Origin of the sequence: Lysinibacillus sp. UGB7, assembly GCF_049058285.1 — a bacterium.
Classification (GTDB): domain Bacteria; phylum Bacillota; class Bacilli; order Bacillales_A; family Planococcaceae; genus Lysinibacillus; species Lysinibacillus sphaericus_B.
Genome location: NZ_JBMGUV010000004.1, coordinates 1 through 26,830, shown reverse-complemented (window position 1 = coordinate 26,830; position 26,830 = coordinate 1). Strand labels below are relative to the sequence as shown.

Annotated in this window: 25 protein-coding genes and 2 pseudogenes; 22 read left to right on the top strand and 5 right to left on the bottom strand. The window is 36.8% G+C overall.

Annotated elements, in window-relative coordinates:
- Positions 1–221: 221 nt before the first annotated feature.
- Positions 222–935, bottom strand: coding sequence for a polysaccharide deacetylase family protein (locus tag ACOMCU_RS05405; RefSeq protein ID WP_421049616.1), 714 nt, complete (start codon positions 933–935; stop codon positions 222–224).
- Between the two features lie 387 nt (positions 936–1,322).
- Here ACOMCU_RS05405 and ACOMCU_RS05400 point away from each other — a divergent pair, with 387 nt between their 5' ends.
- The 9 genes from ACOMCU_RS05400 to ACOMCU_RS05360 all read left to right on the top strand — a co-directional run bounded on the left by ACOMCU_RS05400 (position 1,323) and on the right by ACOMCU_RS05360 (position 11,671).
- A complete protein-coding gene (locus ACOMCU_RS05400) occupies positions 1,323–2,189 on the top strand; it encodes a DUF4179 domain-containing protein (RefSeq protein WP_421049615.1) in 867 nt (288 codons plus the stop codon).
- A gap of 126 nt (positions 2,190–2,315) precedes the next feature.
- Entirely contained in the window at positions 2,316–3,476 is a 1,161-nt protein-coding gene (gene chrA / locus ACOMCU_RS05395; protein WP_421049614.1) for a chromate efflux transporter, read from the top strand.
- A 288-nt stretch (positions 3,477–3,764) separates the two neighbouring features.
- On the top strand, positions 3,765–4,910 hold the full coding sequence (gene hemW / locus ACOMCU_RS05390; RefSeq protein ID WP_421049613.1) for a radical SAM family heme chaperone HemW: 1,146 nt from the start codon (positions 3,765–3,767) through the stop codon (positions 4,908–4,910).
- An 89-nt stretch (positions 4,911–4,999) separates the two neighbouring features.
- Positions 5,000–6,031: a heat-inducible transcriptional repressor HrcA gene (gene hrcA, locus ACOMCU_RS05385; protein ID WP_010861217.1), complete on the top strand. Its 1,032-nt coding sequence runs from the start codon at positions 5,000–5,002 to the stop codon at positions 6,029–6,031.
- A gap of 11 nt (positions 6,032–6,042) precedes the next feature.
- Positions 6,043–6,612 (top strand): nucleotide exchange factor GrpE, encoded by a 570-nt coding sequence (gene grpE, locus ACOMCU_RS05380; protein ID WP_421049612.1) that lies wholly within the window; start codon positions 6,043–6,045, stop codon positions 6,610–6,612.
- A gap of 76 nt (positions 6,613–6,688) precedes the next feature.
- The gene (dnaK, locus tag ACOMCU_RS05375; RefSeq protein ID WP_010861215.1) at positions 6,689–8,530 is read left to right on the top strand and encodes a molecular chaperone DnaK; all 1,842 of its coding nucleotides are present in this window, start codon (positions 6,689–6,691) and stop codon (positions 8,528–8,530) included.
- Between the two features lie 251 nt (positions 8,531–8,781).
- Entirely contained in the window at positions 8,782–9,894 is a 1,113-nt protein-coding gene (gene dnaJ, locus ACOMCU_RS05370) for a molecular chaperone DnaJ (RefSeq protein ID WP_010861214.1), read from the top strand.
- Between the two features lie 21 nt (positions 9,895–9,915).
- On the top strand, positions 9,916–10,857 hold the full coding sequence (gene prmA / locus ACOMCU_RS05365) for a 50S ribosomal protein L11 methyltransferase (protein WP_010861213.1): 942 nt from the start codon (positions 9,916–9,918) through the stop codon (positions 10,855–10,857).
- A gap of 76 nt (positions 10,858–10,933) precedes the next feature.
- Complete coding sequence (locus ACOMCU_RS05360) at positions 10,934–11,671, top strand: 16S rRNA (uracil(1498)-N(3))-methyltransferase (protein ID WP_421049611.1); 738 nt, start codon at positions 10,934–10,936, stop codon at positions 11,669–11,671.
- 824 nt (positions 11,672–12,495) lie between these two features.
- Here the strand turns inward: ACOMCU_RS05360 and ACOMCU_RS05355 are convergent.
- Positions 12,496–12,837 carry a hypothetical protein gene (locus tag ACOMCU_RS05355; protein WP_010861211.1) on the bottom strand — a complete coding sequence of 114 codons (342 nt, stop codon included), beginning with the start codon at positions 12,835–12,837 and terminating at the stop codon, positions 12,496–12,498.
- A 463-nt stretch (positions 12,838–13,300) separates the two neighbouring features.
- Positions 13,301–13,597, bottom strand: coding sequence for a hydrolase (locus tag ACOMCU_RS05350; RefSeq protein WP_421049610.1), 297 nt, complete (start codon positions 13,595–13,597; stop codon positions 13,301–13,303).
- 63 nt (positions 13,598–13,660) lie between these two features.
- Between ACOMCU_RS05350 and ACOMCU_RS05345 the strand changes: the two genes are divergently transcribed.
- From ACOMCU_RS05345 to ACOMCU_RS05320, 6 genes and pseudogenes are all read left to right on the top strand, one after another.
- Positions 13,661–13,957, top strand: a complete 297-nt coding sequence (locus ACOMCU_RS05345) for a hypothetical protein (protein WP_010861210.1) — start codon at positions 13,661–13,663, stop codon at positions 13,955–13,957.
- A 282-nt stretch (positions 13,958–14,239) separates the two neighbouring features.
- A complete protein-coding gene (locus ACOMCU_RS05340; protein WP_421049609.1) occupies positions 14,240–15,031 on the top strand; it encodes a CsxC family protein in 792 nt (263 codons plus the stop codon).
- 657 nt (positions 15,032–15,688) lie between these two features.
- Entirely contained in the window at positions 15,689–16,891 is a 1,203-nt protein-coding gene (locus tag ACOMCU_RS05335) for a BC_2427 family protein (RefSeq protein ID WP_421049608.1), read from the top strand.
- A 147-nt stretch (positions 16,892–17,038) separates the two neighbouring features.
- Positions 17,039–17,839 carry a CsxC family protein gene (locus tag ACOMCU_RS05330; RefSeq protein WP_421049607.1) on the top strand — a complete coding sequence of 267 codons (801 nt, stop codon included), beginning with the start codon at positions 17,039–17,041 and terminating at the stop codon, positions 17,837–17,839.
- 482 nt (positions 17,840–18,321) lie between these two features.
- On the top strand, positions 18,322–18,543 hold the full coding sequence (locus ACOMCU_RS05325) for a hypothetical protein (RefSeq protein WP_421049606.1): 222 nt from the start codon (positions 18,322–18,324) through the stop codon (positions 18,541–18,543).
- Between the two features lie 39 nt (positions 18,544–18,582).
- Positions 18,583–18,756, top strand: a pseudogene (locus tag ACOMCU_RS05320) (ASCH domain-containing protein); the annotation flags it as partial.
- Positions 18,757–18,926: 170 nt separating this feature from the next.
- Here ACOMCU_RS05320 and ACOMCU_RS05315 read toward each other — a convergent pair.
- Entirely contained in the window at positions 18,927–19,586 is a 660-nt protein-coding gene (locus ACOMCU_RS05315) for a hypothetical protein (protein ID WP_421049605.1), read from the bottom strand.
- Positions 19,587–20,082: 496 nt separating this feature from the next.
- Here ACOMCU_RS05315 and ACOMCU_RS05310 point away from each other — a divergent pair, with 496 nt between their 5' ends.
- From ACOMCU_RS05310 to ACOMCU_RS05300, 3 genes and pseudogenes are all read left to right on the top strand, one after another.
- A complete protein-coding gene (locus ACOMCU_RS05310; protein WP_421049604.1) occupies positions 20,083–20,376 on the top strand; it encodes a hypothetical protein in 294 nt (97 codons plus the stop codon).
- A 152-nt stretch (positions 20,377–20,528) separates the two neighbouring features.
- Positions 20,529–20,603, top strand: a pseudogene (locus ACOMCU_RS05305) (DUF6262 family protein); the annotation flags it as partial.
- A gap of 122 nt (positions 20,604–20,725) precedes the next feature.
- A complete protein-coding gene (locus ACOMCU_RS05300) occupies positions 20,726–21,232 on the top strand; it encodes a GrpB family protein (RefSeq protein WP_421049603.1) in 507 nt (168 codons plus the stop codon).
- Between the two features lie 156 nt (positions 21,233–21,388).
- Here the strand turns inward: ACOMCU_RS05300 and ACOMCU_RS05295 are convergent, their stop codons facing one another.
- Complete coding sequence (locus ACOMCU_RS05295; RefSeq protein ID WP_421049602.1) at positions 21,389–21,661, bottom strand: hypothetical protein; 273 nt, start codon at positions 21,659–21,661, stop codon at positions 21,389–21,391.
- 618 nt (positions 21,662–22,279) lie between these two features.
- Between ACOMCU_RS05295 and mtaB the strand changes: the two genes are divergently transcribed.
- The 4 genes from mtaB (at position 22,280) to deoC (ending at position 26,594) form a co-directional block, all read left to right on the top strand.
- Positions 22,280–23,629 carry a tRNA (N(6)-L-threonylcarbamoyladenosine(37)-C(2))-methylthiotransferase MtaB gene (gene mtaB, locus ACOMCU_RS05290; RefSeq protein ID WP_421049601.1) on the top strand — a complete coding sequence of 450 codons (1,350 nt, stop codon included), beginning with the start codon at positions 22,280–22,282 and terminating at the stop codon, positions 23,627–23,629.
- A 385-nt stretch (positions 23,630–24,014) separates the two neighbouring features.
- A complete protein-coding gene (locus ACOMCU_RS05285; protein ID WP_421049600.1) occupies positions 24,015–24,950 on the top strand; it encodes an IS4 family transposase in 936 nt (311 codons plus the stop codon).
- Entirely contained in the window at positions 24,929–25,366 is a 438-nt protein-coding gene (locus ACOMCU_RS05280; protein ID WP_421049599.1) for a transposase, read from the top strand. Before ACOMCU_RS05285 ends, ACOMCU_RS05280 begins: the two co-directional genes overlap by 22 nt.
- 556 nt (positions 25,367–25,922) lie before the next feature.
- Positions 25,923–26,594: a deoxyribose-phosphate aldolase gene (deoC, locus tag ACOMCU_RS05275; RefSeq protein ID WP_421049598.1), complete on the top strand. Its 672-nt coding sequence runs from the start codon at positions 25,923–25,925 to the stop codon at positions 26,592–26,594.
- The last annotated feature ends 236 nt before the right edge of the window (positions 26,595–26,830 follow it).

The following is a 26,830-nucleotide window of genomic DNA, read 5'->3' as shown; positions in this document are numbered from 1 at the left end:
TTCGCTTTTTATCATAAGAGAAAAGGGAAGAAGGTGTCTCGCTATTACGTGAGACACCTTTATTCTGATTCGTTATTTACAATAATTTTTGAGGAGAATTTTATTATCTAATTATTAACCTATGGGCAACGGATTGAAGGTAAGAAAAAGGCAGTCTCAGTGTCAAATTATTATAGGGCCGCCTTTGAAATATTACAAAAAAAATAATGCGATGGGACGTATTAATCTGCTATGTTTTCATCATTCTTTAACTCATTCACTATAACAAATCTATAGCCATCATTAGTCAGTTCTTGCAAAATACCCTTAATGGCTTGTAGCTCATTACCAGTGTCATCATACATGGGATGCATTAAAATAATAGAGCCTGGTTGGATATTATCCATTACATAGTTGATTTTGTCTTTAGCTGTCGAGTAGTACGTATCTGGCTCCAAATTCCACGTGATGGTGTCCCGCTTGTTTTTATGTAAGTAATAAGGAAATCCAAGTAATTTTTTACTATAGGGTGGTCGAACAGTAATCGCATCTGTATAGCCGATGCTTTGAATAAATTGATCAGTTTTTTCAATTTCTTCTTTGATAAAGGACTGGCTTTTGAACACCATCGGCTGATGTGAGTAAGTGTGATTGCCGATTTGATGACCTGCCTTGACAATTTTCTGAGCCTCTTCTGGATTTTCCTCTATCTCTCTACCGATAAGAAAGAATGTTGCCTTGACATGATATTGGTCTAATAGGGGCAGAAGTTCATTGACGTTTTTGGTAGGGCCATCATCAAATGTTAAAGCGACAACTTTTTCATTTGTCTCCACATGCGTAGTTATTTCACCAAACAGTTGATACGTTCTGGCATTCATTAGCTTGTATGTGCCAAATGTTAAAATGACAGTCAATAGCAATCCAATACTGGTATAGAAGAATTTTCTTTTCATTAGCATCAACCTTTCTGACGGTATTGTTATTTCTTATGTAGAGTACAACATGTTTTATTACGATAGACTATTTGCCTACAGGATTTGTTCATTTACACGAGGTCTGCAAAAAGCTACTCGTTTTCAGTGGACGAACCATCTAGTCGTCTCCTTCGCCGCTTCGTGTGGGGCAAGCTGGCCCGTTCTTCCACAGGTATGTCGCAGTTTTTTCCTCTCTATTTGGAATGTAGGATTGTGCAATGGTGTAGAAATCGGCATTTTGCAGGCTTTTTCTTTTTTTAATGCATGTTTATTTAGTTGCTGCGGATGATTGGTTATATAATGCCTCATTCGATACTACAATGAATCATAAGAATATATTGTAATTTGTGAACAATGGGGGTGTTTATGTTGTCCGATGAACAATGCATGTCTGAAGAACAACCCAAAAAAAGTCGAGTCCGTAAAAAATGGTTTATTGTAGCTTTGTGTCTGCTGGCAGTGGGCTGTGTAATAATTGCTAATTTGCCTTTCACAGCATCTATTTTAGACAAATCTAAGGAGACTGAATTTAGTACATACAAAACGATTGTTGGTCAGACGATTGAAAATAACTTCGGGCGTTTGACTTTAAATGAAGTCATGGTGGATGATAATCAAATTTTACTTAATGCAACCTTCGAGCCAGTAGAGGACTTAGATTTTGACTATCAAATTTTTTTCTTTCCTCAAGTATTAGTGAATGGTCAAGATTATACCGTTAGAAACGGCGGTCAGACCATTGCACAAACAGCATCAACCTATACGATCTATAACAGCGTGAAGATGAGTGACCTACCACAAAATGAAAAGCTAAAGCTTGATATTCGTTATAACGATTGGAACTGGGAAAAATCGATTGATAAACCGTGGGGATTTAAGATAGAGGCTTCGCAAAAGCAACTACTAGAAGATAAAAAAAATTTCTCTGTAGATAAAGCAATTACGCTTAATGATGGGCAAGAAATCAAGGTGGAAAACGTGGTTTCTACACCGATTTCTACCACGATATACTTTCAGTCAACACAAAATTTAAATGATTCTATTGCATTTAAAATTAAAAATAAGTCCGGAAAAACTTGGCGTTTTGATTCTTCTTATTCTTTAAATGAGGAGCATACAATGTGGGGCATTCGCTTCGATGCGCTGTATTTAAAGGATAATAAGTTTGAGTTGATTCCTATTGATGCAGGCGATAGAGAACTTGGTCCAGCCATTCAAGTCTGGAGGAAATGAACTATGAGGATTTCCGTTTAACTGTAGTCGTGATCTACAGGATAGAATTTTAACAATATCTTAATCCGAAATAATGGCTATTCCATGTAATATTACTATATATGACATGGAAAGTAGTTGAAGCGCATGCGAAAAATATTGGAGATTTTTCTCGTTTCCTTTAAATTAGGTTGTACTTCCTTTGGTGGTCCTACTGCCCATTTGGGTTATTTTCAAAATGAATATGTTCAAATTCGACAATGGTTAACGGATAAAGAATATAGTAATTTAGTTGCGTTGAGTCAATTTCTACCTGGACCTGCATCGAGTCAGGTAGGGATGGGAATAGGTCTACTACGGGGTGGATTGTTAGGAAGCGTTGCTGCATTTATTGGTTTTACATTGCCTTCTGTACTGCTATTAATGGGATTTGCATATTTTTATGGACATACAAACATGGAGATGGACTGGATCCATGGCTTAAAATTAGTGGCTGTGGCAATTGTTGCGCAAGCAATTTGGGATATGTCAAAAAAGCTAATCCCCAGCTTACGACATTTTTTAATCGCTTTATCAGCTCTTATAGTATTGCTGTTGTGGATTCATCCATTTGCTCAGATGGTTGTGATTATTGTTGCAGCTTTAGTGGGCTTTACATTTTTTAAAGAAAGCACTACAGAACGAGACACTGAGGGTATTATACTGCCTATTTCGAAAACCACAGGGGTAATTTTATTATTGCTATTTAGTATTTTACTCATCGGATTACCTGTAGCCAGTTCACTTTTTCAACTTGAATGGCTCATGCTAATAGAAAAATTTTATGTCTCGGGAGCATTAGTTTTTGGTGGGGGTCATGTAGTATTACCACTACTGGAGACACAATTTGTTCAAAGTGGCTTATTAAGTACATCTGATTTTATAACAGGCTATGGGGTTGCACAGGCTGTACCCGGACCGTTATTTACATTTGCCTCTTATATAGGCATGGTTATTAATGGAGTTCCTGGCGCCATTGTCGCTACAATTGCCATTTTTCTTCCGGCATTTTTACTTATAATTGGCGTTCTACCGTTTTGGTTTACCATTAGTCGTACTACAGGGTTGAAAGGTTTCATGGCTGGTGCCAATGCGGCGGTAGTTGGCATTTTAGCAGCTGCTTTTATTCATCCAATCGTAACGCAAACCATTCAAGGTGGCTTGGATGTACTTATTGCATTCGTATTTTTAGTGCTCTTGATTCAATGGAAAATTCCGCCGTATTTACTTGTACTATTAGGGTTCGGCGTAGGCGTTATTTTTTATTAAGGATTTTTATCCCGTATCAACGGTCAGTCCAATCCGTGGGGATGAAGAAAACCCACGGGGGTAGGGGGAGATTACATTAGATATCTTTTTAAAAAAATCAAAGCCATTACATTTCAAATGGCTTTGATTTTTTTGCGTACAAAGCAAGCAATATTAAAATATAATGAAGATGTTGTAATTTGAGATGTATTGCTCGTTATTCTATCTAGATGGATTCATAGCGTTCTTCCTACCGATTGTTTATAATGAGGAAATGGAAAAAGACTCAACAAGAAAGAAGGGATAGCTATGGCACGGGGTGTTTACATTCATATTCCTTTCTGTCATCAAATCTGCAATTATTGCGATTTCAATAAATTTTACTTTAAAAATCAACCGGTAGATGAATATATAGAAGCACTTGGTAAGGAGATGGCACTAGCGAGTGCAAAGCATCCTAATAGCTTCAAACAAATTGAAACAATATTTCTTGGCGGTGGAACACCTACTGCATTGTCACCCGAACAGTTGGAGAGATTACTCGAACTCATTCGCACGTATATTCCGATGCACAGTGTGACAGAATTTACATCAGAGGCCAATCCCGATGAACTGTCTGAGGCAAAAATGCGAGCACTGTTTGATGGCGGTGTTAATCGATTGAGTATGGGTGTGCAATCATTTGATCAAGGCTTGCTCAAGAAAATTGGCCGTACACATAGTAATTTACACGTATATGAAACGATTGCATTAGCTAAAGAGGTTGGCTTTCAAAACATTAGCATCGATTTAATGTATGGTTTGCCTGGCCAAACGATGGCGCAATGGACGGACTCATTAGAAAAAGCATTTGCGCTTGACTTACCTCATTTTTCAGCATATTCACTGATAGTGGAACCCAAAACAATTTTTTATAACCAGTATGCAAAAGGTAAGTTGAGCTTACCGACAGAAGATTTAGAAGCGGATATGTACGACGTGCTGATGCAAGAGATGGACGCACATGGTCTTCGGCAATATGAAATTAGTAATTTTGCGAAGCCTGGATTTGCGTCTACACATAATAAAATTTATTGGGAAAACGATGAATATGCTGGTTTCGGTGCTGGGGCGCATGGATATTTAGGTGGAAATCGTTATTCAAATCACGGACCGTTGAAAAAATATATAGAAGCGGTAGATGCTGAAGAATTACCAATTGTACACGAGCATGCAGTAACGAAGGCTGAAAAACGTGAAGAACAAATGTTTTTAGGGTTACGAAAAACTGAGGGTATTTCTCACAGTATATATGAAGAGAAATTTAAAGAATCTATGCAAATACAGTATGGAAATATCATTGACAAATTAGTTGTAGATGGTCTAGTGGAACATGATAATGTCGGAATTCGTCTTACGCGTAAAGGTCGTTTTGTTGGAAATGAAGTTTTTCAACAATTTTTACTAGAAGATTGAGCGATTTCATTGACAGAAAATGTGGGATTTGTTAACTTAATAATAGTATTAGCACTCCTCTTAGTCGAGTGCTAACAGAGGTGATAATCATGCTTACAAATCGGCAATTACAGATATTACAAGTCATCGTAGACGACTTTATTACGTCTGCACAGCCGGTAGGTTCTCGCCAAATCTCGAAAAAACATGAGATTACATTTAGTCCTGCCACAATTCGAAACGAAATGGCGGATTTAGAGGAATTAGGTTTTTTAGAAAAAACTCACACTTCTTCTGGTCGAGTGCCTTCGGAAAAGGGGTATAGATTTTATGTAGATCATTTGTTGAATCCTCAAGGTATAAACTCGAAGGACATTCAACAAATTGAATCAATTTTCAATGAGCGTCTAGTAGAAGTCGAGCATATTATCCGAAAGTCTGCCAATATATTATCCGAGCTGACATCGTATACGTCGATCCTATTAGGACCTGATGTTCAAAGGCACCGAGTGAAACGCTTTTCCATTGTACCACTTTCTAGTGATACAGCAGTAGCGATTATCGTCACGAATAACGGGCATGTTGAAAACCGCATGTTTAGTTTACCGCCTAATGTAACCGCCTCTGAACTTGAGAAGATGGTTAACATCTTAAATGAGCGCTTAGTTGGCGTGTCATTAGATAAAATCCATAAAAAACTTGAAGTTGAAGTATTTGCTGTACTACAGCAACATACACAATCAGCAGATGATTTTATTCATTCTCTTGTATCAGCGACGATGCATAATTCAGAAAGTAAAATTTTTTATGGTGGTAAAACAAATATGTTCAACCAACCGGAATTCCACGATTTAAATAAAGTCCGGATGATTCTGGACTTAATGGAAACGACTAGCCAAGTGCAGTCGCTCTTCCATCCAAATGAATCAGGTATTCATATACGTATAGGCTCAGAAAATAAGCAGTTAGAGATGGAGAACTGTAGTGTCATTACGACCACTTATTCAATTGGCGAAGAACAGCAGGGCGCCATCGCTATTATAGGTCCGACGCGTATGGATTATAAGCGTGTTGTTGCTTTACTAGACGTAATGCGCATGGATTTATCACAGGCCTTTACGAAGAATCGTAGTGATTATTAAGGAGGATTCAAGTGACTGAAAAAACTGAAAACAAAGATCTTGTACAGGAAGATGTACAAATTGAAAACGAATCAACAGAAACTCAAGCAGTAGTAGAAGAGCAGGTAGAACTAACGATTGAAGAGCAATATGAAGCGAAGCTAGCAGAATTGCAAGCAAAGCTAGATGATGAAGAAAATCGTCATTTACGCTTACGTGCAGACTTCGACAATATACGTCGTCGTCAGCAAGTTGAACGTGAGGCAGCTGAAAAGTACCGTGCACAAAATTTATTAACAGAGTTATTGCCGGTATTAGATAATTTTGAGCGTGCTCTACAAATTGAAGCTACTTCTGATGAGGCTGCTTCAATAGTGAAAGGCATTGACATGGTGTACCGTTCGCTGATCGAGGCAACTGAAAAAGAAGGCTTACAGGTCATTAAAGCAGAGGGTGAGCAGTTTGACCCGAACATTCACCAAGCAGTTATGCAAGAACAAGATAGTAAAAAAGAGACGGGTGTTGTCGTACGTGAACTGCAAAAAGGCTATATCTTGAAAGATCGTGTATTACGCCCAACAATGGTATCTGTTAACGAATAGTCATAGCACTATTTAATAAATTAAATTTAGTTAACAAACGCACCAATGCGTTTAAATATTAGGAGGAAATTTTACTATGAGCAAAATTATCGGTATTGACTTAGGAACAACGAACTCTTGTGTATCTGTACTTGAAGGTGGAGAACCAAAAGTAATTCCAAATCCAGAAGGTAACCGTACAACACCATCTGTCGTTGCATTTAAAAATGGAGAACGCCAAGTTGGTGAAGTAGCAAAACGTCAATCAGTAACAAACCCTAACACAATTATTTCTATTAAATCTAAAATGGGTACTGCTGAAAAAGTAAAAGTGGAAGATACAGAGTATACACCACAAGAAGTATCGGCAATGATTCTTCAATACTTAAAAGGCTATGCTGAAGATTACTTAGGTGAAAAAGTTACAAAAGCGGTTATTACTGTTCCTGCATACTTTAACGATGCACAACGTCAAGCAACAAAAGACGCTGGTAAAATCGCAGGTCTTGAAGTAGAACGTATTATCAACGAACCAACAGCTGCTGCACTGGCATATGGTTTAGATAAACAAGACCAAGACCAAAAAGTATTAGTATTTGACCTTGGTGGCGGTACATTTGACGTATCAATCCTTGAATTAGGTGATGGTGTCTTTGAAGTACTAGCAACTGCTGGTGATAACAAACTTGGTGGGGACGATTTCGATGACGCAGTTATCGAGTACTTAGTAGCTGAATTCAAAAAAGATAACGGTATTGACCTGTCTAAAGACAAAATGGCAATGCAACGTCTGAAAGATGCAGCTGAAAAAGCGAAAAAAGATTTATCTGGTGTAACTTCTACACAAATTTCATTACCATTCATCACTGCTGGTGCTGAAGGTCCACTGCACTTAGAAGTATCTCTAACACGTGCAAAATTCGATGAAATTACTTTAAGCTTAGTAAACCGTACAGTTGGTCCAGTACGTCAAGCTTTATCTGATGCTGGTCTTTCTGCTTCAGAACTTGATCAAGTAATCCTTGTTGGTGGTTCTACTCGTATTCCTGCAGTACAAGAAGCTGTACGTAAAGAAACTGGTAAAGAGCCTCACCGTGGTGTAAACCCTGATGAAGTAGTAGCAATGGGTGCTGCGGTACAAGGTGGCGTATTAACTGGTGATGTAAAAGATGTAGTACTTTTAGACGTTACACCACTGTCACTTGGAATTGAAACAATGGGCGGCGTGTTCACAAAATTAATCGACCGTAACACAACGATTCCAACGTCTAAATCACAAGTGTTCTCAACAGCGGCTGATAATCAACCAGCTGTAGATATTCACGTATTACAAGGTGAACGCTCAATGGCAGCGGATAACAAAACATTAGGTCGCTTCCAATTAGCGGATATTCCACCAGCACCACGTGGCATTCCACAAATTGAAGTAACATTCGATATTGACAAAAACGGTATCGTTTCTGTTAAAGCGAAAGATCTTGGTACAAACAAAGAGCAAACAATTGTCATCCAATCTGATTCAGGTTTATCAGAGGACGAAATTGAACGCATGGTAAAAGATGCTGAAGCAAATGCTGAGGCAGATACAAAGCGTAAAGAAGAAGCTGACCTTCGTAACGAAGCAGATCAATTAGTGTTCCAAGTAGATAAAACAATCGCAGACTTAGGTGAACAAATCACAGAAGACGAGAAAAAATCTGTCGAAGATGCTCGTGATGAATTGAAAAAGGCGCTTGAGGCTGGTGAATTAGAAGGTATTAAAACGTCTAAAGAAAAATTAGAAGGCGTATTACAACCATTAGTAATGAAAGTATACGAACAAGCTGCTGCAGCTGCACAAGCTTCTCAAGGTGGCGAAGCAGGTCCAGATGCTGGCGCAGATAAAAAAGACGAAGATATCGTAGATGCTGACTTTGAAGAAGTAAAAGACGATAAATAATTTCAAGTAATACTGTAAAGTGAAAAAGCCAAAGACCGCTTGCGGCTTTGGCTTTTCTCTTTACAAGGTAAGAAAAAATTTAAAATGAGTGCCAAGGCAATCAAGTCACTCGTTTCGGTTGCTGCAGTCACTTATATATTTGAAGAGTGCGGAGCGGCGCCAATAAGCTTTTCATATGATGAAAAAATAGAAGCAGTTTTTTCAACTGCATGTTACAATAGATTTTATGCAAAAAGAGCGGAGTGTGAATCATGGAGAAACGCGATTATTACGAGGTGCTTGGTTTAACAAAATCGGCTTCTAAAGATGACATTAAAAAAGCATACCGTAAACTATCAAAGCAATACCATCCTGATCTTAACAAAGAACCAGGTGCAGATGAAAAATTCAAAGAAATCGCTGAAGCTTATGAAGTCCTAAGTGATGAACAAAAGAAAGCACGCTATGACCAATTTGGCCACGAAGATCCAAATGCAGGTGGTTTTGGAGGCGGCGGCGGCTTTGGCGGCTTCGAGGATATTTTCAGCTCATTCTTCGGCGGTGGTGGCCGTCGTCAAGATCCAAATGCACCACGCAAGGGCGATGACCTGCAATATCGTATGAATATTAAATTTGAGGAAGCAATTTTTGGTAAGGAAACAGAAATTGAAATCCCAAAAGATGAAACTTGCGATACGTGTCACGGCTCTGGAGCAAAACCTGGTACAACACCTGACACATGTTCAACATGTAATGGAGCAGGTCAAGTGAATCAAGCTGTAGACACGCCTTTTGGTCGTATGATGAATCGTCGTGCTTGTTCGACATGTCATGGTACGGGTAAAATCATTAAAGAAAAATGTTCAACTTGTCGTGGGGAAGGTAAAGTCCAAAAACGTAAAAAAATTAAAGTTTCCATCCCCGCAGGTGTTGATGATGGGCAACAAATTCGTGTTTCTGGTCAAGGTGAACCGGGTGTCAACGGTGGTCCAGCAGGTGACTTGTACATTATGTTCCGCGTACAAGGGCACAATGAATTTGAACGTGATGGCGATGATATTTATTACGATTTAAAATTAACATTCCCACAAGCAGCGCTTGGAGATGAAATTGAGGTACCAACTGTACACGGTAAAGTGAAATTACGTATTCCAGCAGGGACACAATCAGGTGCACAATTCCGTCTAAAAGACAAAGGCGTGAAAAATGTACATGGCTATGGTACAGGAAACCAATTCGTTACAGTCAAAGTTGTAACGCCAGAAAAATTAACGGAAAAACAAAAGCAATTACTACGTGAATTTGCTGAAATTAGTGGTGACATTCCAGAAGAACAAGGAAGCTCGCTGTTTGATAAAATCAAGAAAAAATTCCAAGGTGAATAATTAGAGGAGCTGAAGAGCTACGTGAAGTGGTCAGAATTATCCATTCATACGAAAAATGATGCAGTGGAAGCAATTTCAAATATTTTGCATGAAGCAGGGGCTAGTGGTGTTGTAATTGAGGATTCTGCTGAATATGCGAAGCCACGCGAAGATCAGTTTGGTGAAATTTATGCGCTAAACGAGGATGATTTTCCAAAAGATGGTGTCATCATTAAAGCTTACTTATCAGAGTCTAGTTTTTTAAATGAAACAGTCGAAGAAATTAAAGCGGCTATTACAAATTTAACAAATTTCAATATCGATATTGGTCAAAATGTTGTATCCATTGTCGAAGTGAACGAGGAAGATTGGGCGACTGCGTGGAAACAATATTATCACCCTGTGAAAATTTCTGAACGCTTTACAATTGTACCAACATGGGAAGACTATACACCTGTTTCAACGGATGAACTAATCATTGAATTAGACCCTGGTATGGCATTTGGTACAGGCACACACCCAACGACAGTCATGTGTTTACAAGGACTTGAAAAGGTCGTAAAAGAGGGTGATAAGGTTGTCGATATCGGTACAGGTTCTGGCGTCCTGTCAATTGGTGCAGCAATGCTTGGTGCTAAAAGCGTTCATGCGCTTGATTTAGACGAGGTAGCTGTACGGTCAGCAAAAGAAAATGTCGCTTTAAACAAGGTAGACGATAAAGTGACTGTCTTCCATGGTAACTTACTTGATACGGTGAAAGAACCCGCAGATGTCGTCGTGGCTAATATTTTAGCGGAAATTATTATGTCCTTTACAGACGATGCATTCACAATAGTCAAACCGGGTGGATTATATGTTACTTCAGGTATCATTGGTGCAAAACGTGATGATGTGAAAGCGGCACTCGAAGCCTCTGGCTTTGTGATTGAAGAAGTATTACTAATGGAAGATTGGGTAGCCATTATCGCCCGTCGTCCACAATAAATTGACTGAGGAAGCGCCAAATCGTGAGCCGAGTGCTTGCGCTTTGGCGTTTTCTTCATGTGAAGGAGGGCGTAATATGCAACGTTATTTCATTGACACTAGTATTGAAGATGCGCGCATTACTGGAGAAGATGCACGCCATATTGCACGCGTGATGCGTATGAAGGAAGGCGAGGAAATCGCCGTTGTTGCTGAAAAGAAAGCGTATATTTGTACAATTTCTGCATTCGAAGATGATGAAGTGCTTGTTCAATCAACCGGCCGTACAATCTCTTCACCAGAGTTGCCTGTCCATGTAACAGTGGCGTGCGGCCTACCGAAGGGAGATAAGCTAGAACTTATTACACAAAAAGCAACAGAGCTTGGCATGTATGCACTACTACCTTTTGAAGCCGAGCGTTCCATTGTAAAATGGGACACCAAAAAGGGAGCGAAAAAGCAGGAGCGTCTGCAAAAAATTGCAAAAGAGGCTGCAGAGCAGTCCCATCGAACACATATACCTGTCATTTTCGAGCCAATAAGTTTTAAGCAACTAGTTGCGCAATTAGGCAAATTTGACGCTATTTTTATTGCAGATGAAGAGGATGCAAAGGTTGAAAAGCGCACAAGGTTTGCCGAGAAGCTGAAAAACGTTTATGATAAGAAGTCGAAATCAATCCTTATTATCTTCGGTCCAGAGGGTGGCATTGCACGTAAAGAAGCAAATGCACTGCTCGAAGCAGGCGCTCAAACAATGTCTCTTGGGCCAAGGATTTTACGAGCAGAAACAGCGCCACTTTATGCACTGTCTGCGATATCTTATGAATTTGAATGAGAGATGTTTAGCCTTGTCGAAAGTGGCTTTTCACACACTTGGCTGTGCATGAATACATGACATGATGATTGGATACAAACTCAATAGCGACAAGGCTTGAAGACTTGGACAAAAACCACTTAAAATGAACGTTTTTAAGTGGTTTTTTCACTTGAATAATATCTTATAGCAACAGAATTGCCACGTTTCACAATCATGTTTTTTTCCATCAACTCATGTAAGAGGGATAGTGTACTACTTCTTTTCATGTTGGTTAAATTCTCAATCTCAGCTCGATTTGCAGAGCTCTTGGAGTCTGATAAGATTCGATACATAGTTTAAAACATAAGGAATTATTGTAATATCACTCACAAAGTTATTGCAGTTATTCGTGTTCTCTGTGAGTTTGTTGAGCAAGTGTAACGAGAATGGCGATAACCGTCTTTTTTTGCAGGATCTAATCCAGAAGTGAGTAGCATACCGCATTTTCCGCAATAGGGCATTTTAGAAAAAACATGTGTGGATATTCGCTCGTCGTGCAACTCCAAAACCTTCATAGTTTCATATAACATTTTATTTGCACGAGGGTTGTAATCAGGCAATCGCAAAGGATAAACGGTTTTCAGGAAACGATCTATATTACGGCTGTACCAAAGAAGCTGAGAAAACATTAAAAAACTTAAGCATTGATTATGCACAAGATGAAGAATTGCTGTTAGGAATGTGTAATAGAGAGACATCGTCCAGTAGGGGGGACAAGTTGGAGGTAAATGACTGAATATGAAAAGCCTTATAACTGAGTATAAGGCTTTTACGATTTTAACCGTTAAAATCTGTTTTTAAAACTAAAGAATCTGTGTTAATTCTGAGTTCACCAACCGTTGGGCATCAATGATAACACCTGATGCTGTTCGCCCGTAAACGCTATATAATCCGCCAGTTTGATTTGGAGCAATTTCAACTTCATATTGAAACGCACCTCCTACACTTGCAGTTACAAAAGTAGAAGCATTAGCATTTGCGGAAAAAGCAGTTGTTGATAGTAATTGTCTTGTACCGTTAAGTCTAAAAACTCGGACTACTCCGGAAAGTACACCGCCAGTGAGATTGAGAACTTTGATACGAACGCTAGAGGCATTAGCTGGTAGATTTCCTGTATTTTCAATTGGACCAGTAGTTAAAGGCATGTAATATTCACCTCCTCAAAACAAAAGATTAATAATCTGCAGATTATATTTTTATAGTATGCAGTACTCTGTTACATTCTCTAGACTTATTAATTATGTTTCTATAAATTAAAGAAATGTGTGGATTGTTTAGTAGAAAATGTATCAAAAGAAAATCTGTAAACAAAGGTAAAGCTATATACCAAGACATAATACCGTAATAGAAACACCTAATACGGCGAGAGCTATATCAGGTAACTGAAAATATGAGGAAAGAATTAATAAAAGGGTCACCAGGCCGGGAGCGACTAACCATGTTACGTATTTTGATGACCATAAAAAACGGGTCACTCGGACGAAAGTGACCCTCAATGTCAAAACAAGTGTGTGTAAGGCTAAATTAGTAATACTATATTATTAAAATATGATGTGACAACTGATATTGTAAAGGAGCCCTTTATTTAAATGAAGAGTCCCCTATATATTAGTCTGCTTCTATTCGAATAGCTTGAATATCTTGACAGTCTACAATGATAGTTGAGCCTGGTTCTGTAGTTGGATCATTAAAGAATGCACAACAATCTTTTGGGTCGAAGTTTATAAAAACAACATCTTCTATAATCTGACCTCCGCGTAAGAAGAGATCAACTTCAGTCTGAGTTTGCAAACGTCTTAATTGATTACAAACACAACCTTTACAACGGTTGATGGGTTTTGTTTCCTGTTGTCCACAGTGTTTACAATTATTTCTTGTATTGTTTATATTGTTCGAATTATGCATTTTCAAGACCTCCTTCCTAAGTTTATTAAAGTAATGGTAGGTGCTACATTATGTACGGAATAGTTGAAGGATTATCGAAATATCGAAAACGAAATCATGAGGTTAGAAACGGTCATTACTCCTTCTAAACGAGAGTCAGGACGTTGGACAGATGGAGATTTAATGGGTGTAAAACTTGCTACTGAATCTGATAGCGCAATACTTGAAGAACGTATTTTTACATTAGAGTATGAACTTGCTCAAAAAATGAATGATTTGATTGACATCAAACGGATGGTAGGGAGGTTTGCTCTAATTGAACACAAAATATTGTACGGGCGATATATAGAAGGTAAACCATTCGATGAAATAACTATTTAGAGAAGTTGGGATTAATCCATTCTTTTTAACAGATTTTTTTTGAAGAATAGTATCTTTATTTTTTAGTGACTTATTGTATTACTACCAGTACAGCAAATTCGAGCCAGTTATGATAGCTAAGGGACTAGAGGATAATTAAAAACCTATCTCTCAGCTCAAAAAATCCCTTTTATTAAAATGGATAAAAGAACTAGTAGAACGTCCATGTATAGATTTGATTGCTGCATATTCTAGCCATATAGAGAGCTCTCTAATACTATAAAATGAAAAGAGGGAATTTTTTTGAGTGATCAATTAGGTAATCAGAATCAACCTTGTCCTGTATCATCAACTGAACAAACACCATTATCCAGTGCGAATACTCCAGTAGTCGCTACACCGCTTTCCACTCCAATTATTAAAATACCGGTTGTACTTTCAGAACCAACACTTCAAATAGTTGTGGAGTCGGATATTACGCTTAGTCCTGCTGCAACTGAAATCAAAAGAGTGAAAAAAAATGTATTCCTGAATCAAGTTAAACTGGTACCAGTTAGATTTACACGTATTGCTGGCACTGACTTTTTTAGGGTAACACGGGCTAAATTATTTGTAGCAGGACATATTCGTAAAAATATAGAATATGCTTCAGCAGAATGTAATGGGGCACTTCGAGATAGAATTGCGGATGTTCCGTTTTCTGGTTTTGCAGATCTCACTTTCCCACAAGAAGCTGGAGGCCCTACTCCAATCTTAGGAATTTCCGAGTTTGCCGAAGTGAACTTCCTTAATGAACATACTCAACTGGATGCTCGATTGGATAAGTTTTTCTTCCAAAATCTCGTGAAATACAATGAACAACCATTTGGCGAGTTAGTAGCTGCAAACTTCTTTGAACTTGATTTTTCACCAACTATGGCAAGACCTGAAGGTACATTCAGCACATTGCGTGAAAAAATCGTACTAGATCTTACTGTGAAAGTACTACAAGTTCAACAAATCCGCCTTGCGGCAGGTAGTGTAGTAACACCTATTCTTTCAGGACTTACGCCTCCAGTTAGTCCTGCTACTAATTCTCCTACTGATCCTTGTTAATCTCTTGTTTTAGAGGAGAAAATAGATAAAAAAGGGCATTTCGAGGACACTGAAAAAACAATAATTGAGTTGGCAGTGGAAAGTTCGATTGAATCGAACTTTCCACTGCCATTTTGCTATAAAATAACGACTGTAAATGCATTAATAGGTTATTTGTTGACTCAACTGCTACTAAGATTTGAAAGGCGCTCAGTGGCAAAAGTAAAAATAAAGCATAAAATGGATTGTAATTATAAGTGCAACACTTAGATCAAAATAAAAGTAGTTCATAATGATGTCGTTTAAAATGTACCTGATAACATTCGAAACAGAGGAAATCATTATGAGCTATACACATCTTTCATATCTTCGAGCAAATATAAAAGAGAAGAGTTTAGCAGTAATCAGACGTTAGAAAAAGAAATGAAAATCGCTGTGTTTTTTTACAGATCCATTTCCATAATGGCAACGGGGCAGTAATAAGAATGAAAACGGGTTACTTAGTGAGTTTTCTCTGAAGAAAACGAATTTTGATTATGTCTCCCCAGAAAATCTCCTAAAGTCCTAACATTAAAAAATAAATCGACCAAGAAGATGTCTTGGCCGGAAAAAAGTGCAGGGGTTTTTTTCGGCAAATGTTGCACTTAATTTGACAAAAAATTATTTGGGAGTGAAATAATGAAAACTCCATGGATTAACTATGAAAAAATGAAGGAAGTAAGTTTCAAGCAAATTCATTACACCGAATGGACGTATCAAACTGAACTTACAAATAAAAAAGATCACGCATCACAACTAGGTTCTACTCGTGAAATATTAAATTCCAAAAAAGAAGATGAAACCAGCTTTACAGAGGAACCTGATTTTGCAGCCCATCTAGATTCCAATCGCGAAGTACTTATTCCTTCAGAAACTAATATTGAGGAAGAAATCGTTCATCACATTGATACGGAAGAGGCAGATGAAACAAACCCTGTGGAAGAACTGGGTTTTGCAGCCCAATTAAGCTCTAATCGTAAATTTGTCAGTCCTTCTGAATCCGATGTTGAGAATAACGTGATGCGTCTTATTGATACAGATGAGATGGAGAAAAACAATTCTGCAGGTCGTGTTAATGCATGTCATGGGTCAGTTTGTTCTATAACCAAAAAAAGTCCAATTTCTACTCATGTAGAAATTGATGATTTTCTTCATGCTCCTATCTGTGGTGAGATTGTTCAAAATACATTTGAATTTCTTGACCTAAACAATCACCTTATTCCTCAATTTGAAACCAAACTATTTAACACTACAAAGGTTTATCCTGAACATCCTGATTGTCGTTTGGTTCGTTCAAAAATTAATGAAATTATTTTTTTAATGAGAACTGATACTTATGATAAAAATAGTCAGAAGAATAATCCGTCTCAATCAGTTGTAGTTCCCTTACATAACACACAATCAATTAAAAAAGAAGAAATAAATAATCACTCTTACCCTTATGATGATTTTATGCATATTAGAGTTCCAGTTGTAGTAGGGGAATATAAAATCGAAATATGCTTGGAAGAAAATATTGTATTTGAAAAAGGAATTGTGGAAGTTAAAGATATCTCGAATGAGGTAGTACTAACCAATTGTAAGTTCGTAGCTAATCAGTTTTCTCAATCATTAGGTAATGGGACATGTACAGCATTAAAGGGAAATTTATTTATTGAAGGATATATACATCAGAATATTGAGTATACTGCATTTCACACTAGGAATGCAGTACCTGCACAAAATGAGTCATTAATTCATTCAAATCAATTGTGCCAAAATGTAGTTTTAGAATTAATCATTCATATACTACAAGTACAGCCGATTCTAATCAGTTATGATAGCCAAGGATCTAGAGGATAATTGAAACTTTTTCCTCAGCTCAAAAATCCCTTTATTAAAATGAGTAAAAGAACTAGTAAAACGTCTATGCATAGATTTTATTGCTACATATTCTAGCTATATAGAGAGAGCTCTCTATTACTATAAAATGAAAAGAGGGAATTTTTTTTGAGTGATCAATTAGATAATCAGATCCAACCTTGTCTACCTTGTCCTGTATCATCAACTGAACAAACCCCATTATCCAGTGCGAATACCCCAGTAGTCGCTACACCGCTTTCGACTCCTATTATTAAAATACCGGTTGTACTTTCCGAACCAACACTTCAAATAGTTGTGGAGTCGGATATTACGCTTACTCCTGCAGCAACTGAAATCAAAAGAGTGAAAAAAAATGTATTCCTGAATCAAGTTAAACTGGTACCCGTTAAATTTACACGTATTGCCGGCACTGACTTTTTTAGGGTAACACGGGCTAAATTATTTGTAGCAGGACATATTCGTAAAAATATAGAATATGCTTCATCAGCTTGTAATGGGGCACTTCGAGATAGAATTGCGGATGTTCCGTTTTCTGGTTTTGCAGACCTCACTTTCCCACAAGAAGCTGGAGGTCCTACTCCGATCTTAGGAATTTCCGAGTTTGCCGAAGTGAACTTCCTTAATGAACATACTCAACTGGATGCCCGATTGGATAAGTTTTTCTTCCAAAATCTCGTAAAATACAATGAACAACCCTTTGGCGAGTTAGTAGCTGCAAACTTCTTTGAACTTGATTTTTCACCAACTATGGCAAGACCTGAAGGTACTTTCAGCAAACTGCGCGAAAAAATTGTACTGGAACTTACTGTAAAAGTGCTACAAGTTCAACAAATCCGCCTTGCGGCAGGTAGTGTAGTAACGCCTGTTCTTTCAGGACTTACGCCTCCAGTTAGTCCTGCTAATGAACCTCCTACTAATCATTGGTAATCTCTAGTTTTTTAGAGGTGCAGAATAAATAAACGGGCAGTGCTATGCAAAAAATGTAAATCGGAAAATAAACAGCCCTGGAATATTTAAGGGGCACTGAAAAAATCCGAAATTTGAGTTGGCAGTTGAAAGTTCGGTTGAAACGAACTTTCAACTGCCTTTTGGCAATAATAACGAAATTAATTTCGAGTTTGGGCTTTTTTTCTTTTATATGTATATTTAGTAAATCGAAGTATTCTCTTTTTAAAGAATATTTTTCATTTACATAGTTAGGATTGATGAGAATGAATAATTGCTATGAATGAGAGGGCTGATAGAAAAAGTTTTATTCATCAAAATATGTTCAATACCTTGTCTTTACTCAAAGCATTTAATTTAGTAAATAAATAACTCTTAATAGGGGAATACTCTCATTTTGAATATATTGGAGCAACCAATTAAAAAGCCTTCCACTGACAGTTACTCAATATTGGAGAAATAAAATGTTCGAGATTGCTAGTCATTTAAGCAAACAAGGTAATACAGCAATACGTCTATCGTACCGGAGGTGCTTGAATGATTATATGCGTTATTTGATTACGGGCTTACTTTATACACCACCAAAATCAATTATAGTAATTGCATTTATTATGACTGGCGTATTAATGGCCATATTAACATTCGCCAGTGTCCCAATTACAAAAGTGCATATCAGACGTTATTAAGAGTTATTTAAATGACGTAAATGGAAAGGAAGATAAATGTTGAAAGCCATCACGATAAAGCAACCTTGGGCTACATTAATAGCTTTAGGCGAAAAGAAATTTGAAACACGATCATGGCAGACAAAGCATAGAGGCCCTTTAGCAATCCATGCAGGAAAAACTGTTGATAAAGAAGCATGTGAAGGCACTTGGATTAAGGGAGTTTTAAAAAGAGGTCGAGGATTAATCGACAGTTGAGTTGGTGTCCAGTATGGGTATATAGTGGTGATAGAATCCCTTTTTTAATGGGTGCTACTAAAATGTTAAAGAAGAGGGAATAGCCACGGCCATTCCCAAAGAGCACTTTAAAAGTTGTTATATAAATCTATAAGTTGTTGTCTTATTTATTTATATTTTAATTGCATTGTTCTAACCCATTCACCATTCCATGAATAACCAATAGGTTGGCTAGCGATAACAACACCTAGAGTATAAAGACCCTTAGCAGTTACTTCTACACTATCATCAGTATAAACAGCTTTTATTATTTTATAAGAGCCTCCATATTTATTTTGAGTCCACTTAACATCATGGTAACCAGTTTGCCATGAATCGATATTGGAAACACTTACAAATTGCGGGCTGTTAGCACCTTCTTTATAAGTATAATCGTAAGACATGTTTTTCCAAGAAAGTAGACCCGTAACAAATCCATTAATTGGAGAGTACCACTGATCAGAGAAACTACTTGAGAATGTTTTTCTACTAGAAATGTTTCTTTCTAAAGACATAGTGTCAGGTTTGTCTATCAAAATTTCGTCATGTAAAATGGTAGTGTCGTTTGTTTCATTTTCTTTTAAATAGTTTTCAAATTCTTTTAAGTCCTCGAATTCAAGAAACGTTGAGTTTATAGTAGGTGTAGTTTCTAAATTTACTAACTCAATATTGTACTCTTCACTTAATCTGTTCAGTTCATTATCAAAGTTTGTAGATGCGAATGCGTTTTCTGAAGATAATGCTCCGAACGTTAACAAGAATAGGAATGTAACAATTGCTTTTTTCATTTCTATACCACCTTTTGTTTTTTCAGTATATTATTAGTATACTATATTATAGTTTACACTATTTCTTAAATTTGTAAAATGTTTTTTAAAAAATGGAGGTTATTTCAAATGGTTAAACGGAAAATTGGAATTAGTATAGTAATATCTTTAGTGTTAGGATTCCCGTTTAAATGGATCTTTTTTAAAGGTGAAGAGACCGGGATTTCTATTTTAAATATTTTCGAATTTGGTTTGAATAATTTGTTCTATGATTTTTCACTCTTGTTTATAAATACAATTATTATATTTTTTATTTTGAGTTTATTTGAAAAAAAAACCATTAAAAAGTAAACTATTCAAATAGGTAATATTTCATGCAAGATGCTCATTTTTATGTGAATAACTTGGACGTTGATGATGTTGCTGTTGCAAACATTACAAAGTTACTAAGGGATTATCAAGAAGGATTTAGTGCTGAAGTGAATATTAATATGGAAGATTGAAGTGGGGTGTAACGATGTATAATGTCGAACAAGAACAAATAGCTGCTATAGCGAAAGTAGCAATTACAAAATTTAATGAGCTGCGGCAAGAGGAACAAACGAAAAAAGCGGATAGACGGTTATTCAATACTCGATTATTGCTAAGAAATTATCATATCTTCCAAGCGCGTTGCGAAGAATTAAAAGAAATGAATAAAGTGGAAACAGAAGAAGATCCATTTATTGAAATTGGAAGCGAATATCTTTCAATTGAATCACTTACTCGTAGTAGTGCAAGAACATTGAACATGTTGAATTTTATTAGATAAAATGCTAGATTTTTATAAAGATGATTGTACACGCCAAGGGAGAGAAGCGATTCGTAAGCACGACACATTGATGCATTTTTATAACTTAAGTAGACTAAACTAAAAAGAGGATATTATGTTCAATATATGAGCATATATCCTCTTTTTTCATACAATTGAAGGAGGAAAACAAGCAACTCAGAGAGCAACTAAAAGTAGCTTACGCAGATGTTTACAAAAAGTTATGAGGTAGAACAACGTTCTCAATTTCTTCTTCAACTAACAGGGCAGAGTATTAAAAGAGTCTTTTAGTGTGGTATAATATTCCAATGGTTAAAAAAACGGTATTAACGTTAAAAGGGGGAATAAGATGTTAGGCTTGCCAAAAGGAGAAGTATTCTTAGTTCCTTGGACAGAGGAATGGAATAAAAAATTTTTTTCAGAGAAAGAAAAAATACAAGATAAAATAGGTGAATATATAATGAATATTCACCACATAGGAAGTACATCAGTAAAACATTTAAGTGCAAAACCAATTATTGACATAGCCATAGAAATCAAAGGTTTTAAAGATGGTGCGAATACTTCCTCACCTTTAGAGGAGTTGGGATATTCGTATAGAGGAACAAATATTTTGCCTGATAGACACTATTTTAGTAAGGGTGAACCAAGAATCTATCAAATCCACATGTATCAATGTGGAAATAAATATTTACTTGAACAGCTAAAGTTCAGAGATTACTTGAGAGATAATGATGAAGCAAGAATTGAATATGAACAGCTCAAACTTAATTTAGCAAAGTTAAATAAAAATAATAAACATAAATATACAGAAGAGAAAACTACTTTCATTAGAACAATTTTAGAAAAAATTTAATAGGTTTTTTATTAAGTTAACAGGAGAGTAAATTGAAGAAAAAAGGACATATCATATTTTATATGACTAATATGTTATGTCCTTTTATTTATCTATCTTTTTTAAATTTAGGTCTTGATAAATTTTAAAAGTTCGATTATTTAAAATAAAGATTGATTAAAGATCCTGTGTTGATATGCAGGATCTTTTCTTATTCCAGAATCGGGCCATTATCTGGATTAATTCTCTCTGAGTATTACTTACTACATCTATTTTTTCTTTGCTACCTTCTGGCGTAGGCATCATTAGAGATACAAAGAATAAAACAACTGATACACCTAATACAATTCCACCTTTTAATTTTTTCCTTATTATAAGACCCAGTATTAGCGACGCCACGCCAGCCATCATACCCAAAAGACTTATCCCGAAAATAAATATAGTCATCATTTATTCCTCCCTTTATATTTCCATTTTAGGAAACTAGGAGTTAAAAGTACATACAAAAATAGACAACTGTTGGTACGGGGATATTTATGTATAACAATTTTAAGAACGCTTATTAACGTTCCAGTTCAACAGCCAGTTATTGAGCCAGTGATGGCCCAAATACCTTCTGTAGTGCCCACTAATGCAATAGCGCAACCTGTAGGAATTATTGCTGATAAGTCATTGGAAATGTTGCAACAATTCTTGATCCTGTCGTCCAAGTATTAGTCGCAATCTCGTTCCCGATTGCAAGCGTGATTATGGTCGGTGCTTGTTTTTTCTTCATGTTGGGTAATAGTGAAAGAGCATGGTCGATGATTATGAATGCTGGATTAGGTTATGTATAAATCAGATGTCACCTTTATTCTTAGATATTCTGAAAACTGTAGGAGAAGCTATTTGCTATTTAATAAGGAAAAAAACTAGGTTACGCTAAAAGAGCGAGAACCTAGTCATTACGAGTATTGATTTTAAAAGGTTTGTGTTATCATAAATCACGTATCTATAATAAGTACATCAAAATAATAAATAAAAAACAAGAAACACAGTGTAATGTGAAGTTGAAAGGATGAATTAACTATGAGCAAAGGGCGTACGAAAACCGTAGCTCTGAATACGTTAGGTTGTAAAGTAAATCACTATGAAACTGAGGCAATTTGGCAGCTATTTAAAGAAGATGGTTATGATCGAACTGATTTTGAAAATCAAGCGGATGTTTATGTTATTAATACATGTACGGTAACAAATACGGGTGATAAAAAGTCACGTCAAGTAATTCGTCGGGCAGTCCGTCAAAATCCTGATGCTGTTATTTGTGTTACAGGTTGCTATGCCCAAACGTCTCCGGCGGAAATTATGGCGATTCCTGGCGTTGATATTGTTGTAGGAACACAGGATCGTACGAAAATGCTTGGCTATATTGAGCAGTATCGCAACGAGCGCCAACCGATTAATGCAGTACGCAACATCATGAAAAATCGTGTATACGAAGAATTAGATGTACCTGCTTTTACAGATCGGACACGTGCATCACTGAAAATCCAAGAAGGCTGTAATAACTTCTGTACTTTTTGTATCATTCCATGGGCACGTGGCTTAATGCGATCTCGAGATCCTCAAGAGGTACTTCACCAAGCACAGCAACTGGTAGATGCTGGTTATCTTGAAATCGTTCTGACAGGCATTCATACAGGTGGCTATGGTCAAGATTTAAAAGACTACAACCTCGCACAATTGCTACGTGACTTAGAGACAAACGTTAAAGGGTTAAAACGTCTACGTATTTCTTCGATTGAAGCAAGTCAGTTAACAGATGAAGTGATCGAAGTATTACGAGAATCAAATATCGTTGTCAATCATTTACACATTCCGATTCAATCTGGCTCAGATACTGTTTTGAAAAGAATGCGTCGTAAATATACAATGGAATTTTTCGGTGAACGCTTAACAAAATTACATGAAGCTCTACCAGATTTAGCAGTCACTTCAGACGTGATTGTTGGTTTCCCGGGTGAGACAGAGGAAGAATTTATGGAAACGTATAACTTTATTCGTGACCATAAATTCTCAGAACTACACGTTTTCCCATTCTCTCCACGAACAGGTACTCCAGCTGCACGTATGGAAGACCAAATTGACGAGGACATTAAAAATGAGCGAGTTCACCGCTTAATCGCATTAAACAATCAACTCGCAAAAGAATATGCTTTGCGCTTTGAGAATGAAGTGTTAGAAGTGATTCCAGAAGAATATGTTCACGATGGAAGCGACGAAGAAGGTCTATTAACTGGTTATACAGATAATTATTTAAAAATAGTCTTTGAAGGTCCAGAAAACCTGATTGGTCAGCTAGTGAAGGTGAAAATTACACAAGCGGGCTACCCTCATTCTAAAGGGCAGTTTGTACGTGTATTAGAAACTGCAAAATAAAAACAAAAAGGATTGCCTATTTTTATGATAGGACAATCCTTTCAGATTAACGACAAAAGGTATTCGGAATGATCACATTCTGGATACCTTTTGAAATTTCATCAGAAATAGTAGTGACAAATGGCCCCTATTAACGACAGTAGTACGCGACGAGCAACTATTTTCTTTTTTTGGACCTTGTCATGTCCCATTAGCTAGCTTCTTCAATTGCATGGCAGCAAAAGTATGCATCGCCGGCATGGACAATTTTTTAATCCCTCGTAAGGTTGTCCAACGCATACGTAGGCGGTGACCATAGCCGTGTACTTAAGCTAATTCAATGATTTTTAATAAAAAGTGCCTCTTTTAAGTTAGTATTAAAACGACAACTTAGAGGAGGCATTTTATGTACAATCAACATAATTTATATTTGAAAGAATGTTTTCAAATTTTTCTACCTGAAAATCTTGAACAGCTAGCGAAGGAAACTGGATTTATTAAACGGGAGCGTCAATTTTCCGCTTCCGACTTTTTATCACTTGTATTTCGACAAAATGCTAATCTTGTTCAGCCCACATTAGATAATTTATGCCACGATTTAGAGAACCATAATATAAATATCACCAAATCAGGTTTAAATAAAAGATTCACTACTGAAGCAGTCGATTTTTTTAAGGCTCTATTTGATCGTCTATTTCAATATCAATTTCAGGCGCCATTGGCGGAAATGAAGTTAGAAAAAAAATCCCCATATAAACGGATTCGAATTATAGATAGTACAAGCTTTAAACTCCCAAAATCATATGAAAATAATTATAAAGGAACGAGAGATGCTGGTGCTAAAATACAATTTGAATTTGATTACTTAAGTGAAAAATTACTTTGGTTTAATTTAGATGAAGGGAAATCTGCAGACACTCCCGCTGGATTCAAACGACTAGCTAATTTAGAAAAAGGGGATTTATTCTTGCAGGATTTAGGCTACTATCATTTGGATTTATTTGAACAAATTCATCTATCTGAAGCCTTTTATCTTTCAAGAGCTAGAATGGATTCGCAGTTCTTTATAGAGGTTGATAATCCACCTCGTCATCCAGATGGTTCCTTCATTGAAAAACAACGCTATCAGCGTTTATACATGGAAGAAGAATTGAAAACATTACCTAGGGGACAGAGTGGAATAAGATTTATATGGGAAGACATAAAAAAATGCTCACACGTTGCATTATTTATCGTCATGATGAAGAACAAGAAGAAAAAAATACAAAAAAAAGAATTAGAAGTTATCAGAAAAAATGCCGCTCTATTCCAAAAGAAAATGTGGCTTCACTTTCGGGACTAACTATTTACATAACTAATTTACCACGTACTATTTCAGTTGAAAAAATAACTCAGTTATATCGCGTTCGATGGCAGATTGAACTTCGTTTCAAAACGTGGAAATCCCATTTGAAAATTCATCAGATAAAAGACATGAAAATTGAACGTTGGTTATGCCACGTATATTGCCAATGTATTGTCATGCTGTTAAGCATGATAACCACAGGTTATCTTCGAAAAGTTGTTTGGAAAACATTAAATAAATTTATTAGTGAAGATTTAACAATCCGTATGATTTCTAGAATGATAAACCGACTCGTTTTAGAAAGCAAAAAAAGTGCACGAAGCTGGAGTTTGTTCTTTAAGAGTCTTATTCCTACCACAGAAAAATTCAACTTAAAATCCACAAAGCCAGAACGGCACACTTTATTTGTTTGAATAAACTTATAAAAAATCCAAATTAAGGGTAGCTAAGAGCTACTTTATTTTGGGTTTATTTGTTATGCTCTTTTTTTGAACATATCTTATTCTAACCACAAAACACTCATTTGCAATACTAAATATTCGTAAAAAATATTAAGAATATAAAATTTGAACCTTACTATCCTTCTTAAGTACACGGCTATGAGGCGGTGACCTCTGCGGGAAAGCATGAGCGAAAAGACCCCGCAGGAGCGTAGAAACGAGGAGACTGAAGCCATGCCCGCGAAAAGCGTCCGCCGGAAATCAACGGGTTCCTATAGATACTTCTATGTTTAAAAGAAAAAAGCCTATAAAAAAACTTAATTTTTTGAGTTTGTCTACAGTCTAAAACGATTACCCATTTTTATGATTTTTTGATGAATTAGATAATAATCCGTTTTTTTGCGCAACATATGCAGATTTCTAAATAATAGAGGGCAATTACTCAATAGTAAGAAATTAGACGGCAACGTAAATAAATGGTATCATTTCAGAGAGGTACGTACAACTTGAAAAGAAGGAGTGTTTTACTATGAAAACGAATTATGCGAGTATGATTGATCACACGTTATTAAAGGCTGAGGCAACGAAAGAGCAAATTGAAAAACTTTGTGTGGAAGCGAAACAATTCGGCTTTGCATCTGTTTGTGTAAATCCAACATGGGTTAAATACAGCAGTGAGCTTTTACAAAACTCAAATGTCTTAGTTTGTACAGTAATTGGCTTCCCTCTAGGCGCTAATACACCTGCTGTAAAAGCTTTTGAGGCAAAAGATGCGATTGCAAATGGTGCAAAAGAAGTGGACACGGTCATCAATGTTGGCGCGTTAAAGGATAAAAATTTTGACTTTGTACAAGCGGATATTGCTGCAGTAGTAGAAGCTGCGAAAGGCAGTGCGATCGTTAAAGTTATTATCGAAGCATGTCTACTTACGGAAGAGGAAAAAGTAAAAGCATGTGAGCTTGCAGTTGCGGCTGGGGCTGATTACGTAAAAACGTCAACAGGTTTTTCTACAGGTGGAGCAACAGCAGAGGATATTGCATTAATGCGTAAAACAGTTGGTCCAGAACTAGGTGTTAAGGCATCAGGTGGTGTACGTAGCTTAGAAGATATGCAAAATATGATTGATGCAGGGGCAACACGAATCGGTGCAAGTTCAGGTGTAGAAATTATGAATGGATTAATTGCTGATTCAAATTATTAAGATGATTTGCATATGGAAGAAAGGGGTAGTTCATCATGAACTACCCCTTTTAGATGTGCGCCCGGCATGCGTATGAACTATAGGGTGCAAGTCCCGAACCCCGAAGACAGAAGTAGAGGTTAGCCAAGAGCAAGGGTGTCCGTGGCGACGCGGAATCTGAAGGAAGCTGGAGGCAAAACACCGGTCCGAGGAACACGAATCTCATATAAGGCTAGGTATGATTGGATGAGTTTGCA

Bases quoted from the DNA above. Each gene is read 5' to 3' on its own strand.
- ACOMCU_RS05405 (WP_421049616.1), bottom strand. From the start codon at position 935: ATGAAAAGAAAATTCTTCTATACCAGTATTGGATTGCTATTGACTGTC.
- ACOMCU_RS05400 (WP_421049615.1), top strand. From the start codon at position 1,323: ATGTTGTCCGATGAACAATGCATGTCTGAAGAACAACCCAAAAAAAGT.
- chrA (WP_421049614.1), top strand. From the start codon at position 2,316: ATGCGAAAAATATTGGAGATTTTTCTCGTTTCCTTTAAATTAGGTTGT.
- hemW (WP_421049613.1), top strand. From the start codon at position 3,765: ATGGCACGGGGTGTTTACATTCATATTCCTTTCTGTCATCAAATCTGC.
- hrcA (WP_010861217.1), top strand. From the start codon at position 5,000: ATGCTTACAAATCGGCAATTACAGATATTACAAGTCATCGTAGACGAC.
- dnaK (WP_010861215.1), top strand. From the start codon at position 6,689: ATGAGCAAAATTATCGGTATTGACTTAGGAACAACGAACTCTTGTGTA.
- dnaJ (WP_010861214.1), top strand. From the start codon at position 8,782: ATGGAGAAACGCGATTATTACGAGGTGCTTGGTTTAACAAAATCGGCT.
- ACOMCU_RS05360 (WP_421049611.1), top strand. From the start codon at position 10,934: ATGCAACGTTATTTCATTGACACTAGTATTGAAGATGCGCGCATTACT.
- ACOMCU_RS05355 (WP_010861211.1), bottom strand. From the start codon at position 12,837: ATGCCTTTAACTACTGGTCCAATTGAAAATACAGGAAATCTACCAGCT.
- ACOMCU_RS05350 (WP_421049610.1), bottom strand. From the start codon at position 13,597: ATGCATAATTCGAACAATATAAACAATACAAGAAATAATTGTAAACAC.
- ACOMCU_RS05335 (WP_421049608.1), top strand. From the start codon at position 15,689: ATGAAAACTCCATGGATTAACTATGAAAAAATGAAGGAAGTAAGTTTC.
- ACOMCU_RS05325 (WP_421049606.1), top strand. From the start codon at position 18,322: ATGTTCGAGATTGCTAGTCATTTAAGCAAACAAGGTAATACAGCAATA.
- ACOMCU_RS05315 (WP_421049605.1), bottom strand. From the start codon at position 19,586: ATGAAAAAAGCAATTGTTACATTCCTATTCTTGTTAACGTTCGGAGCA.
- ACOMCU_RS05310 (WP_421049604.1), top strand. From the start codon at position 20,083: ATGTATAATGTCGAACAAGAACAAATAGCTGCTATAGCGAAAGTAGCA.
- ACOMCU_RS05300 (WP_421049603.1), top strand. From the start codon at position 20,726: ATGTTAGGCTTGCCAAAAGGAGAAGTATTCTTAGTTCCTTGGACAGAG.
- ACOMCU_RS05295 (WP_421049602.1), bottom strand. From the start codon at position 21,661: ATGATGACTATATTTATTTTCGGGATAAGTCTTTTGGGTATGATGGCT.
- mtaB (WP_421049601.1), top strand. From the start codon at position 22,280: ATGAGCAAAGGGCGTACGAAAACCGTAGCTCTGAATACGTTAGGTTGT.
- ACOMCU_RS05285 (WP_421049600.1), top strand. From the start codon at position 24,015: ATGTACAATCAACATAATTTATATTTGAAAGAATGTTTTCAAATTTTT.
- deoC (WP_421049598.1), top strand. From the start codon at position 25,923: ATGAAAACGAATTATGCGAGTATGATTGATCACACGTTATTAAAGGCT.